At 56.0% G+C, this 13,778-nt stretch carries 10 protein-coding genes; 7 read left to right on the top strand and 3 right to left on the bottom strand.

Annotation, left to right across the window (positions count from 1 at the left end):
* The first annotated feature begins 231 nt into the window (after positions 1–231).
* Entirely contained in the window at positions 232–972 is a 741-nt protein-coding gene (locus ACXAET_RS02020) for an acyl-homoserine-lactone synthase (RefSeq protein WP_475180371.1), read from the top strand.
* Positions 973–1,718: 746 nt separating this feature from the next.
* Here the strand turns inward: ACXAET_RS02020 and ACXAET_RS02015 are convergent.
* Positions 1,719–2,702 carry a calcium/sodium antiporter gene (locus ACXAET_RS02015; RefSeq protein ID WP_475180368.1) on the bottom strand — a complete coding sequence of 328 codons (984 nt, stop codon included), beginning with the start codon at positions 2,700–2,702 and terminating at the stop codon, positions 1,719–1,721.
* A gap of 386 nt (positions 2,703–3,088) precedes the next feature.
* Between ACXAET_RS02015 and ACXAET_RS02010 the strand changes: the two genes are divergently transcribed.
* Genes ACXAET_RS02010 through ACXAET_RS01990 form a run of 5 tightly spaced genes read left to right on the top strand, consistent with a single transcriptional unit; the run spans position 3,089 to position 9,843 of the window.
* Positions 3,089–3,304 carry a helix-turn-helix domain-containing protein gene (locus ACXAET_RS02010; protein ID WP_475180366.1) on the top strand — a complete coding sequence of 72 codons (216 nt, stop codon included), beginning with the start codon at positions 3,089–3,091 and terminating at the stop codon, positions 3,302–3,304.
* Positions 3,301–6,075, top strand: a complete 2,775-nt coding sequence (locus ACXAET_RS02005) for an HAD-IC family P-type ATPase (protein WP_475180364.1) — start codon at positions 3,301–3,303, stop codon at positions 6,073–6,075. Before ACXAET_RS02010 ends, ACXAET_RS02005 begins: the two co-directional genes overlap by 4 nt.
* Before the next feature lie 13 nt (positions 6,076–6,088).
* On the top strand, positions 6,089–7,108 hold the full coding sequence (gene adhP / locus ACXAET_RS02000; RefSeq protein WP_475180361.1) for an alcohol dehydrogenase AdhP: 1,020 nt from the start codon (positions 6,089–6,091) through the stop codon (positions 7,106–7,108).
* Between the two features lie 30 nt (positions 7,109–7,138).
* On the top strand, positions 7,139–8,866 hold the full coding sequence (locus tag ACXAET_RS01995) for a cation:proton antiporter (RefSeq protein ID WP_475180360.1): 1,728 nt from the start codon (positions 7,139–7,141) through the stop codon (positions 8,864–8,866).
* On the top strand, positions 8,863–9,843 hold the full coding sequence (locus ACXAET_RS01990; protein WP_475180357.1) for a universal stress protein: 981 nt from the start codon (positions 8,863–8,865) through the stop codon (positions 9,841–9,843). The genes ACXAET_RS01995 and ACXAET_RS01990 overlap by 4 nt, the downstream gene beginning before the upstream one ends.
* Before the next feature lie 88 nt (positions 9,844–9,931).
* On the opposite strand, the gene ACXAET_RS01985 is transcribed toward ACXAET_RS01990, so the two are convergent.
* Positions 9,932–10,705, bottom strand: coding sequence for an FkbM family methyltransferase (locus ACXAET_RS01985; RefSeq protein ID WP_475180353.1), 774 nt, complete (start codon positions 10,703–10,705; stop codon positions 9,932–9,934).
* 89 nt (positions 10,706–10,794) lie between these two features.
* Positions 10,795–11,823 carry a GlxA family transcriptional regulator gene (locus ACXAET_RS01980; RefSeq protein WP_475180350.1) on the bottom strand — a complete coding sequence of 343 codons (1,029 nt, stop codon included), beginning with the start codon at positions 11,821–11,823 and terminating at the stop codon, positions 10,795–10,797.
* Between the two features lie 143 nt (positions 11,824–11,966).
* On the opposite strand from ACXAET_RS01980, the gene ACXAET_RS01975 reads away from it, so the two are divergent.
* A complete protein-coding gene (locus ACXAET_RS01975; protein ID WP_475180347.1) occupies positions 11,967–13,361 on the top strand; it encodes an FAD-binding oxidoreductase in 1,395 nt (464 codons plus the stop codon).
* Positions 13,362–13,778 lie beyond the last annotated feature (417 nt).

Here is a 13,778-nt window from a genome sequence, read left to right as displayed (position 1 = left end):
ATATTATGCACCCCAAACAATACCTTGGCGGGCAAAGCAGCTATCACAAACCCCATTTCACTGCTCAAAATAGGGTAAAAGCTTCGGCACGATTTACATGAAGGACTGACGCCTCCGCTGAGGGCGTGTCAATTAGACACACTTGTTCGGTAAAACCATAAAGTACTTGATTAGGTTGTAGACCCGCCCGTTCAAATCTTGTCATAAGTGTGCCGAAATTATGAGAAAAGTATGGACCGACCACTCAGGTACCAGCAGGCATACCAAACACCGGAAACTTTTCCGGAGCTGAGTCCTGCCAATGACTCCGTGACCGCGCCAAAGGCCAAGGCGCGGCGCAAACTGCTTGCGCCCAAACGTGACCTTTCCACGCCTCCAAGCAAGCTTGGAGACGTACGCGCGACAGTGATGAATTTTCGCAACATTCACGAACACGGCACATTGCTTGCAAAGTACCTTGAGACCCGGAAATCCATTTTCATCGACAAGCTGAACTGGCAGATTTGCGAAGCTGATGGAATGGAGTTCGACCAGTATGACACTCCGGCTTGCCAGTGGATCATTCTTCATGAATTCGGCGAGGTCTTAGGCGGTGTGCGACTGCTTCCCAGCACGGCGAAGTGTGGAATTTACACCTATATGCTGAGGGACGCACAAAGAGGCATCCTCGAAGGAATGCCTACTGATATCCTTTTTTTTGACGCCCCCGTAAAACCAACCGTGTGGGAGGCGTCGCGGTTTTTTGTAACAGACGAGGTATCGGCGTCTCGCAGGCTTCTGGTTCAGCGTGAGCTTTTTCACCAAATGACGATTACAGCAAAACGCGGTGGCGCGACGAGCATCTTGGGAATTGTCCCCTCTGTCTGGGCGCGGTGGTCCAGACGACTGGGTGTTTATGCCACGCCCGTTGGTGCCAAATTCTCAATTGACGGTACCGCTAGCCAGTCGGTTTTGTTCAACATTGAAAACTAGCGACAGGATTCTGCGCTGGAACCTGTCATCAACTGCCTGAGCGTTTTGGTGCAATGTGACACCCATTCCTCTGCAGAAGGGGACGTTGATTCTGTCCAATGATGGCTCAAGTTACGCGTCAGAAGTATGTCGTCGAAACCCGGCGTTTGCCTTGAAGTGCTTTACAGGACAAAGGATTCGGCACTTTGGCTGATGCCTTTCAATGAGTTATCAGCCACTATCACACGCGAAACTCGAGTCCTGAGATTCTGATATCCGTCTTTGCACACGATCGGATTTTGATCAGTGTTAGACCAAATAAACACTTGATTACGTGGGGTAATGTAGGCGGTGTGACGTACCGTTTAACCCCCTCAATTCAAGTCACAAAGACAAGAAAACTCTAAAATTAAGCCACACCACCCGACTGTCAGGATGACATTGCGGCAAAATTGTGTCCAATTCTTAATGTGATTAATTGTTTCCAAAATAGAAATTATCTGTTTCAGTTGCCATCAGACCACAGGAGTCCCTTTATTCAAGCGGATTCACAGAAGAAAGAAGCGTTTTTTCGCTACCCCCTCCCGAGAGGGGCTGGTTGCCCCCTCATCCAGTCCCTCTCGACGTCGATTGAAATGAATCAGGTTCAAGCACCCGCTGGTTCTGGTTTGGTTGCGGAAAAAGACGTTCTGAAACAAACCGGTCTTCATGCGCTGAAGATAGGAACTCGTGCAAATACGACGCCGAGGCATGTTGCCCGCGATAGGTCACGGCCAGAGCACGTAGACATACGCGACATACCCGGCAAGTAACAACGCGCCTTCCCACCGTGCAATGCGCAAACCGGTCCAGGCAAAGCCGACCAGTACCAGCGACACGCCAAGCATGACCAGATTATCAAAACTGACGATTTCAACCGGGACCGCACCCGGCGCGATCAGCGCAGTGAAGCCGCCTATTCCAAGGATATTGTAGATATTTGAACCGACGATATTGCCAAATGCGACGTCGCCTTGTTTGCGCAATCCGGCCACGACAGATGTGACAAGTTCCGGCATCGAGGTGCCGACAGCCACTATGGTCAGACCAATCACCGTTTCGGAGATACCGAGGCCGCGCGCCAATGAGACAGCACCCTCCACCAGGAATTTACCGCCAAACACAACCAACACCAGTCCCGCAATCGCAATCAGGCCCGAGACAAGAAGCGACGACTGCGGTGGTGCGGGTGGTGCGAGCGCGGGATCAGCCTCTTGCAGGGCGATGCTTTTTTCGTAGACCGCCCCGTGATCCGGCGAGGGGCTGGCACGTTCCTGCAGGAAGGCAATAAGGATGTACCCAGCCAAAGTCAGAACAAAGATCGCACCAATGGCGCGACCCATAGGCAGAAAAGCAGCAATAGCGGCAAAAGCAAGAACGGCAGCCAACATCACGAACCCGTCCCGCCTGAGCGCAGACGATGCCACGGCAATCGGACACAGAAGCGCGGCAACGCCAGCGATCAAAAGGGTATTGGCAATGTTGGATCCAACAATGTTGCCATAGGCGATACCTGGCGCATCCGACAGCGCCGCCTGTACCGAGGTGACAAGCTCGGGCGTAGAGGTGCCAAACCCCACCAGCGTCAAACCAATAACTAAGGGTGAGACACCCATCCCGGTTGCTACTTGTACGGAACCACGAACAAGGAACTCACCGCCAACGATCAACAGGATGAGACCGCCGAGCAGCGGCAACCAGGTGTCAAACACAGTAGAGCCCTTACATTTGCGGTTAAGACAAACAAAAGCGAGGGTTGAGTTCGGGCCGATGTCTATCCTCCACTACCATGGGGAATAGCCGGCCACCGAAGATCGCCCTGCCAAAACAAAAGCCGAGGTACAGTAGCCAGTCAACAGCGGGATGCGGCCTGGCAGTCTTTGAACCTCGACCTCGGGACCAGACGCTTCTGCATCTTTCCCAAGCGGCGACGGTGAAACATGGCGGACCAAAGAGAGTGCTAGATTAGCTTTTCGCAAAAAAGCCAAACGTATTTGACATTGGATCAACGCTTTTGAACTGTTCTGAGACGTCTTGACGCTGTAACATATTATTTGAATATGTATAGTAAACTCGCCCAAGCAACGGGAGAGTGCGCATGCTCAGCAAGCCGTTTCTGACAACTCATGAGATCGCCGAGCTGTTGAAAGTTCGCGAACAAACTGTTCGCAGCTGGATTCACCAGCAAGAGCTGCGCGCAGTAAAACTCGGTCGGGAATTCCGGGTGGCAGTCAAAGACCTTGAGGCGTTCGTCAACGAACACGCGACGCGTGAGCCAAGCTGGCAGAGCGATCCAGAGTCAAATCGGTCATGACAGTGCAACATGCGACGATTTCGGCGGAAACGCCCGATCAGTCAAACACGCCGGATCTGGCGTCCGAGCACTGGCATGTTCGTGCCGTAGACGATGTACTGAACCTTGTCGGTGCGAATACTTCGGGTTTGCCTGCGGCCATTGCGTCCGATCGGCTGCGGTCCGAAGGTCCGAACAGGTTGCCGGAACCGCCGCAAACCGGCGCGATGGTGCGTTTGCTGCGGCAGTTTAACAACCTTCTAATCTATGTCCTGCTCGCGGCTGCGTTGGTGACTGCACTGCTTGGACATCTTGTAGACACAGGGGTGATCCTTGCGGTCGTGCTCGTGAACGCGGTAATCGGCTTCGTTCAGGAAGGCAAAGCCGAACAGGCGCTTGCCGCCATCAAGGATATGCTTGCACCCGAGGCACGTGTGCTGCGCGACGGGCGCCGCACCCTCGTGCCAGCAGAGCGTATTGTTTCGGGCGATATCGTCCTGCTTGAACCGGGTGACCGGGTGCCGGCCGATCTACGGATTATCGCATCTCATGGCCTTCGCATCCAAGAGGCGGTCCTGACCGGTGAATCAGTGCCGGTTGAAAAGGTGACTAACGCCGTTGAGCAAGACGCACCTCTTGGGGACAGGTGCTCGATGGCATTCAGCGGGTCGCTTGTTGCCGCAGGTACTGGTCGCGGCGTCGTTGTAGCGACGGGAGCTAACACAGAAATTGGCCGCATCAGTGGAATGCTGGAAACCGTTGAAACGACAACCACTCCCCTTCTGCGACAGATGGAGGGTTTCGCGCGCACCATCACCATGGCTATACTTGCCATCGCCGCGCTGATCCTTGGGTTTGGCTACTTCGTCGGCGGTATGTCGTTCAGCGAAATATTCATGGCGGTCGTCGGCCTTTCAGTCGCGGCCATCCCTGAAGGTCTGCCCGCCATCCTGACAGTGACACTCGCCATCGGCGTGCAAGGCATGGCGGCCCGTCATGCGATCGTACGCCGCCTTCCGGCCATTGAAGCCTTGGGCTCGGTTTCGGTGATTTGCTCGGATAAGACAGGCACCCTGACCAGAAACGAAATGACCGTCGCCGCAGTCGCAACCGCAAGACGCCTTTTCCTTGTAACTGGCGCGGGCTATAGCCCTCAGGGTGGCATCACACTTGACGGCTGTGAGGTCGACACAGCGTCTTACCCGCTGTTGGCTGACTTGGCCCGCGGCGCAACCCTTTGCAATGAAGCGGAAATTGCCGAGGTTGATGGCCAATGGATTGTCACGGGCGATCCGATGGAAGGTGCGCTGGTTTCATTCTGCTGGAAGGCCGGGTACGAGCCTGATGCGTTGCGCCGGACAAATCCACAGACCGACGCCATCCCCTTCGATGCAGCGCACCGATTCATGGCGACGCTTCATCACGACCATGAAGGCTGCGCTGCAATTCATATAAAGGGGGCACCCGAGCGCATCATTGCCATGTGCGCGTCCCAACACGGTGAGGAAAATGGCAATGAGACGCTGGACGTGGATTACTGGCACCGAAGGGTCGAAGAAATCGCCGCACGGGGACAGCGGGTGCTTGCCATCGCCAGCAAGGAAGTCGATCCGACAAAGCAGACATTGACGTTTGACGACGTCGACAGCGATCTTGTTTTGCTTGGTCTTTTGGGACTGATCGACCCGCCCCGCGATGAAGCGGTTGCGGCAGTGGCCGAGTGTCGTGCCGCCGGTATTCGCGTTAAGATGATCACCGGCGATCATGCGGGAACAGCCTCAGCCATTGCCAGGGAATTGGGGCTGGAGAATGCGCAACAGGTCCTGACAGGCACGCAGATCGACGGGCTTGAACCCGATGAATTGGTAGATGCCGCCGAGCGAGTCGACATCTTTGCCCGCACCAGCCCTGAACACAAATTACGTCTGGTACAGGCCCTGCAGGCGCGCGGTGCCGCAGTTGCCATGACCGGGGACGGTGTCAATGACGCTCCGGCGCTCAAGCGTGCGGATATCGGCGTGGCGATGGGTCGGTCAGGAACGGAGGCCGCCAAAGAGGCCGCCGAGATCGTGCTGGCAGACGACAACTTTGCCACCATCGCCGAAGCTGTTCGCGCAGGTCGGACCGTCTATGACAATCTCAAAAAAGCCATCGTTTTTCTTCTGCCCGTAAACGGAGGAGAGGCGCTGGCCCTTATCCTTGCGCTGTTGCTGGGCCTGACGCTTCCGATCACGCCAGTGCAAATTCTTTGGGTCAACATGGTCAGCTCGGTTGTTCTTGCCATGGCACTGGCTTTCGAAGGGCCGGAACCTGACATAATGCGCCGTCCTCCGCGCCGCGCGGATGAGCCAATACTTTCTCGCTTTGTCTTGTGGCGCGTCGGGTTCGTCTCACTGCTGTTCTGCGCCGGGATCTTCGGAATGTTCACTTTCGCACAGGCTCATGGGGCAAATCTGGAAGAAGCGCGCACCATCGCGGTCAACACGTTGGTGGTCATGGAAATCTTCTATCTGTTCTCGGTGCGGTTTCTCAACACGACGTCCCTGTCGCTGCGCGCCGTTCTGGGCACGCGGCCCGTGCTGATTGCGATCGCGGCGGTTACGGCGCTTCAATTTACCTTCACATACGCCCCGTTCATGGAAATGTTTTTTGAGACCCGGCCGCTCAGCTTACTGCAAGGGGTGCTGGTCGTCGCTGTTGGTCCCGTGCTGCTTGTTATTCTCGAGTTGGAGAAAAGGATTCTGCGGCGTGTACCGACACGCTCTTCCACCAATCACTCTGCCTTTACCTGAAAGGAGTTCATTCATGTCCACGATGAAAGCCGCCGTTGTTACGGATTTTTCGCAGCCGCTAAAGCTTAAGGAAGTCCGAAAACCAAAGGTCAAAGACGGCAAGATTCTTGTGAAGATCGAAGCTTGCGGTGTCTGCCACACCGATCTGCACGCGGCCCGGGGCGACTGGCCCGTCAAGCCTGAACCTCCCTTCATTCCGGGCCACGAGGGTGTTGGCATAGTGGCCGAGGTCGGACGCGGCGTGACGTCGGTAAAGGAAGGCGACCGTGTTGGCGTTCCGTGGCTGCACCATGCCTGCGGGCACTGCACCGCCTGCGTGACGGGTTGGGAGACGCTGTGCCGCACCGAACCGCAGTACACCGGCTACACGGTCAATGGCGGGTTTGCCGAATATGTCGAGGCCGACCCGACCTATGTCGGACACCTGCCTGACAATCTGGATTTTGCGCCCGCTGCCCCGATCCTCTGCGCCGGTGTGACGGTTTATAAAGGGCTGAAAGAATGCGACCTGCGCCCGGGCCAGACGGTAGTGATCTCTGGTATCGGAGGGTTGGGTCACTTGGCGGTCCAGTATGCGCGGGCATTGGGTCTGCATGTCATCGCCGTTGACGTTGCCGAAGACAAACTTGCGTTGGCGCGCGATCTGGGTGCCGGTGCCGCGATAAACGCGGCAACACAGGACCCGGTTGATGAAGTGGCTCGGCTCGGCGGAACCGAAGGGGTTTTGGTCACTGCCGTTTCAAACACCGCGTTCAGTCAGGGTGTAGGTATGTTGGCACCCGGCGGAACGATGAGCTTGGTCGGCCTGCCCCCGGGCGACTTCCCGCTGAACATCTTCGACGTGGTGTTGAACCGAAAAACCATCCGCGGGTCCATCGTTGGTACGCGCGCCGATCTTGCGGAAAGCTTGTCCTTCGCGGCCGAGGGGAAAGTAGCCTCGCACTATGCCACGGACACGCTCGACAACATCAACGGCATCTTCGAACAGATGGAGAAAGGACGGATCGACGGTCGCATCGTGATGACGATGTGACCCGAAAAAAACCGACCTGATGCACGAGATATGACCACAGCAATCGAGGGTTACATATTCTACGAAATCGCGGCGCTTCTTGTGCTGGCGGCGGGTGTCGGTTTTGTCGGGCTCATGTTGCGTCAGCCGCTGATCGTCAGCTTTATCGCTGTGGGAATTCTTGCAGGTCCCTCAGTCCTGAATATTGCGCATTCCGACGAGCAGATTGACCTTCTGGCCGAACTTGGCATCGCGCTGCTACTTTTTCTTGTGGGGCTCAAGCTGGATTTCAACCTGGTTCGAACGCTGGGTCCTGTTGCGCTTGTTACCGGCCTCGGGCAGGTGATCTTCACAACCGTTTTCGGTTTCCTGATCGCACTTGCCCTTGGATTGGACGCCCGTACAGCGATCTACGTCGCGATTGCTCTGACGTTCTCGTCAACGATCATCATCGTGAAATTGTTGTCCGACAAGCGTGAGATCGATGCCTTGCACGGACGGATCGCACTCGGTTTTCTGATTGTGCAGGACATTGTGGTTGTGGTCGCAATGATCGCCCTGTCAGCCATTGGCGTGGGCGGTGCCGCGGCAGAAGGCGATAATGCGGTGACCGAGGTCTTGCGGGTGCTGGGCTATGGCGCGGCGATGCTGGTTTTCGTGGTGATCTTCATCCGCTTTGTGGCCGACCCACTAGTAGAACGCCTGTCGCGCGCGCCAGAGCTATTGGTCTCATTCGCCATCGGTTGGGCTGCGCTACTGGCAGCGGTCGGGCATTACCTGGGGTTCGGCAAGGAACTCGGCGGGCTGCTCGCCGGTGTCTCGCTTGCGTCGACGCCCTTTCGCGAGGCGATCGCCGCGAGACTGGCCTCTTTGCGCGATTTCTTGTTGCTTTTCTTTTTTATTGCGCTCGGTGCTTCGCTCGACCTCTCGGTCTTGGGGGCCAGCATCGGCCCGGCCATCGTGCTGTCGCTGTTTGTGCTGATCGGCAATCCGCTGATCGTTCTCGTGATCATGGGCGCTATGGGGTATCGCAAACGCACCGGCTTTCTCGCCGGGCTGACCGTGGCGCAGATCAGCGAGTTTTCCCTGATCTTCATGGCGATGGGTGTGTCGATCGGGCATGTGGCTGAAAACGCCCTTGGGCTTGTCACCCTTGTGGGTCTCGTGACCATCGCCGCATCGACCTATATGATCACATATTCCCATCAGCTTTACAGCTTGTTCGACCCGGTATTGGGCTTTGCCGAGCGCCGCCGCCCAAGGGCCGAGGATGAAGGCAATTCCGATGCAGCCCGCGCTCATGAGATCATTCTATTTGGCCTTGGCCGCTATGGTTTGGGCATCGCATCGGAACTGCGCGATGGCGGCAAGCGCGTCCTTGGTGTCGACTTCAGCCCCGAAGCGGTACGCCATGCCCGGTCACAGGGGTATGATGTTGTATTTGGCGATGCCACCGACCCTGAGTTTCTGGCCCACTTGCCCCTTGCGCGGGCAGAGTGGCTGGTTATGGCCGTGCCGGAACACGACACCGGACTGACGCATGACGATCCGCGCTATGCTCTCCTCAAAGCCGTGCGCGATCTTGGCTTTGATGGAAAAATAGCGGTCGCGGCGCATTTGGACGCAACCGCGGATAAGTTGAAAGGTAAACACGCTGATCTGGTTCTGATGCCCTATCGCGACGCATCATTCGCCGCGGCCCGGATGATTGCGGGTGATGCTAAAGCGCCCGAGCACGTTGTCGCGGACCCTGATGGGCAAAAGGAGCTTCCGACATGACCGCGCGCATAGCAATACCCCGTAAAATTCTGGCAGTAGCGGACACGAGCGAGACGCAGGTTGCCTTGCAGAGCGCGATAACCCTTGCCGATACGCATGGCGCGTCAGTTGAGGTTATCGCCTGCATAGAAGCTCCGCATGATTTGTCGATCCTCTCGCGCCTTTCCGGCGCAGACCCCGACAGGCTGATGGAAAAAGCCGTGGAAACAACGCGCCAAGAGGTCAGCGCCAATCTGGCAGCGATTGCACATGACCGACAGATCAATCTGCGTGTGTCAGTCGGCAAAACCTATCTTGAGGTCATCAGACACGTTGCCAAGTCGCGTTGCGATTTCGTTGTCAAAAAGGCGGAACCTCTGGTCGGCATGGAACGTTTCCTGTTTGCAAGCACCGACCAGCACTTGCTGCGAAAATGCCCCTGCCCTGTTTGGCTTCAGACATCGGATGCAAGACAAAACCCTAAACGTATTTTGGCCGCAGTAGATCTTGATACCCGCGACGCGGCAGAGCCTGAGACGCTTGCTACGCTGAACCGGCGGGTTGTCGATGCCGCGTGCATGATTGCAAACGCACCCGACGCCGAGGTCATCGTTCTTCACGCCTGGGATGCGATCGGCGAAGGCATGATCTGGGCTTTCTCCAGCGGCAGCGACTCTCGGATGTCAGCGGATCGCTACGTCAACGAAATTCTGAATGCACGGCAACAGGCGATGGATCGATTCCTTTCGCAAATTCGCGCTGAGATCGGTCCGCGGCCACGTCTGGTTCCGCGCCTGTCAAAAGGAAGCCCAGAGATCGTTTTGCACGAACAAAGCCGCGAAGTTGGCGCTGATGTCGTTGTGCTGGGCACAGTGGCGCGCACCGGGCTGAGTGGTGTTTTTATCGGCAATACGGCTGAGAACATCATCAACAGTCTTGAATGCCCGGTCCTTGCGGTGAAACCCGATGGCTTTGTAAGCCCCCTTCTGCGCGGCTGATACCCTGTTCACCCATGCATTCGGACAACCCGCGCAGGGATTTCTTGACTAAACGAATACGGTGGGTGGTGAGCTTTAACAACAAAGGTCATAAACGCCCATCGCACCACCGCGCATAAACGTCGCCCGAATTCACGGAGAGCGGCAAGTTATCGATCCTTTCGCGCATTGTGTTGGGGCTTACCCAATCAGGGTATTGCAGCGCGTGTTCCTCGCCCATACTAAAATTGTATTCGTAGCGCCCAAGCGATGACAGCCTGTCGATGCAGTCCTGCGCCCCTGCGCGGTAGATCGTCGTGACCTCGAAAGACAGAAGTGGAATTGCCTTGGAAAGCCCCCGAAGAACAGCCGGCTCATGGCCTTCAACGTCGATTTTCACAAAGTCAGGCTGGCCGTATTCATCGATGAGGGCGTCAAGCGTCGTGACGGGGACCTTGATACTGACGTCCCAAACCTGATCCTCCCAACCGGGCGCGCCAGAGGCCGCCTTTACAAAATCTGACGTGGCTGTCGCGACCGTCGGGTTTGAGGGATTTACCAACAGGTCCACATGGTCGGTCTGATCACCAACCGCACAGGAAAGCAGCGTCGCCCTTGGGCATCGACCATAGATCCGTCGTAAGGCGCGGAAAATAAGCGGTTGAGGCTCCAGAGCTACAACCTCTGCCCCCAGACGCAGAAAACTGCCGATGCGGTCGCCGACATGGGCCCCGATGTCAAAGACACTGGCACCACGCCCCACAAAGGCGGCATTCAACCTGTCCATACGCGCGGTACGTTCGTGATCCCGGTAGTAGATATCAAAGGACCGTCGCAAACCTTGCATCGCAAGCTGCCCTTGAGTGTTGATACCAACCACCATCGCCGCGCCGTCCCTTGAATCTTGTTTCGTTGGATCAGGTACTCATTCGCATTCTGCTGAAACCTGTCATACGCTAGAAGAACCTGTTGCTATTTTCCCTTCGCAATCTGAGAGATATGCTGAAATTTCTTCCTGTATGCCGCAGGAGACAAGCCTGTCCCCCGTTTAAAAATGCGCCGAAACGACGCCGGATCGTCATAGCCAACGGCAGAGCCCACATCGCCACTGGAAAGCTGATCCGTCTCAAGCATCTGTTTGGCCTCTTCAATCCGCAGCGCCTGAACATATTCAATCGGAGTGAATCCGGTCGCCGCCCGAAACCTGCGAGAGAAAGTACGCGATTTCAGTCCCGACCGCTCAATCATTTTCTCGACCGGTTTAACCGTTGAGTAGTTGTCGGCAATCCAAAGCTGGCATTCCGAAATCGACCTGTCAGTGCACTCCATGGGGCGCGTCATCACCGAATATGGCGACTGACCTTCGGAATGGCCGCTGATCAGAAAGACCTTGGCCGTCTCAATAGCCGTTCTATACCCGCAAAACCGCGCAATAAGATAAACGGTCAGGTCATGCCACGCGCTGACACCGCCAGCCGTTACAATCCGATCGGATTCCGCTGCAAGGCACAAAACAGACGCATTGCGAAACGTGATTTTTGGAAAATGCCGCTGGAACATATCGCGATAAGCCCAATGCGCAGTGGCTGCGTGGCCGTCAAGCATCCCGGATTCCGCCAACAGCAATGCGCCCGAACAGACGGACGTTATCAAAGCGCCTGACGCGTGCATACGCTCAAGCCATTCAACCTCGCGCGGATAGCGCCCTTTTGGCACGTCGTAGATCGACGTGTACATATCGCACACGACAATCGCATCCAGCGTACTTATGTCATGAATCGCCGCATGAGGTTCAACCGGGATGTTGCCGATACAGTGAAAAGGTTTGCCATCTGCAGAAACGATCCGAACATCCAGCAGCTCATCGCCCGGCACGCCGTTTACCATATCAGGATACACCGCACCCGCAGAAAGCAGCACATCGTAAAGACCGTAAAGAACTGACGCGGAGGTTTCAGGCGCGGCAAGAAGTGCGATGCTTGGTTTTCGATGGGAAGACATGAACTCTCCTGTCTTATTCGGCACGCTTTTGGCGATTATCCCATAACTACGTGTCCAGTATGCCACCTACCTGGCAAAATCGCCACTGACCCGGAGCGCTTCGGCGGCATAGTCTTAGGAAACCTGCAGATAGGAGTTGAGACATGGACAGTTTACGTTTGAACCATGAGGACGACATCCACGGCATCGCGGGAAATGTACTTCAACCCGGACACCAGGGATATGACAGTGCCCGCGCAGTCTGGAACGCGATGATAGACAGGCGCCCGGCTGTGATCGTGCAGTGTCAGAAAACCGAGGATGTGATCTCTGCGGTCAAACACGCGCGGGCTAAGGACTTGCCGATTTCGATCCGGGGTGGTGGGCACAATGTTGCGGGCCATGCTGTCTGTGACGATGGCGTCATGATTGACCTGAGCGGGATGCGTGGCGTTACGGTTGATCCAGAGAAACGCATAGCACTTGTTGACGGCGGTGCACTATGGCGGGATGTGGATGTCGCCAGCCAGGCGCATGGGTTGGCCACGCCCGGTGGCCTGATATCAGATACAGGGGTCGCGGGGCTTACACTTTCCGGCGGCATAGGGTGGTTGCGGGCAAAACACGGTCTTTCGATCGACAATCTGGTCGCTGCAAATGTCGTGACTGCCGATGGCAGTTTGGTCCGGGCAAGCGCAGAAGAAAACCCCGATTTGTTGTGGGCGCTCAAGGGTGGCGGAGGCAACTTTGGCGTCGTCACACAGTTTGAGTTCGCTCTGCATCCAATTGGCCCAGAGGTGATGTTTACCGCACCCGTTTATGCTGTTGACGACGGTCCTGCCCCAATTCGCGCCTGGCGTGATTTAATGAAAAAACACGGGGATCTGGTCGGATCACTCTGCGAATTCTCCACCGCCGGAGGTGATGATTTCCCGCAGGAGCTGTGGGGCAAAAAGGTCTATACCTTAGCTTGTGTCTACAACGGTGATGCCGCTGAAGGAGAAGCCCTGCTGCAGCCATTGCGCGAGTTGGACAACATGGTGGTCGATTTCTCAGGTCGAATGACCTATGGCAACGTGCAACAACTCTTTGACACGCTGATGCCCGCAGGAGAGTTTCGGTGCTATTGGAAGGCCCGCTATCTATCTGATCTGTCGGACGAAATGATTGATCTGGCACTTAAAAATGCCTTGACGGCCCCATCCGACGCCTCGATCTCATCCCTATGGAACTTTGGTGGTGCAACGTCGAGTGTTCCGTCCGATGCCACAGCATTCGGTGACCGATCCATGGGGTGGATGTATTCGCTCGACAGCGTTTGGTCAGACCCGAAGGACGATGCCAGCAACATTGCGTGGTCACGTGACGGATGGGATGCCGCTGCGCCTTTTGGGCACGGGGGTCGGGCCTACCTGAATTTCCCTGGGCATGGTGAAGACGGCGACGCCCTAACCCGTGCCTCGTTTGGAGAAAACTTTGCGCGGTTGGTTGAGATAAAGACCAAGTATGATCCGCAGAACAGGTTCCGCTTCAATCAGAATATTCGCCCCCAGCCCTAATACAGCCTTGCCGCTATCCAGGTCTTTGCAGCGTATTCATGCCGAGCTGATGCAGATGGTGGCTCGAACGTCGTGTTCCCGGCTCCGTTTAACCGTTCGCTCAACCGATGGAGCGATGCGGCCCAAACAGCGCCCGGATTTTGTTCGGCCTAGACTACAAGAAGGCATCCATCGATATGCTGTTGTCGTTTGGTGACATCTTTTACACGTTGTTAAGAAAAATCGGTCATGTTGGTATGACCAGAACGGTTGGGACACGTGCGCTAGCGCTGTCAGGAAAGCATTTTGTACAGTGCGATCTGTCGTTCCCCGTCCTGATTTTTGTGTCGCAGGACCTTGGGACGTCACACCCTTGCATCAACCTATTCAAATTATCATATCTTGAAAAAGCCGAAAACGTGAGTGTCATTCATCCTT

Source organism: Ruegeria sp. AWH4_226 (assembly GCF_056159225.1).
The sequence above is the reverse complement of the archived record's forward strand: the minus strand, read 5'-3'. Positions and strand labels throughout refer to the sequence as shown.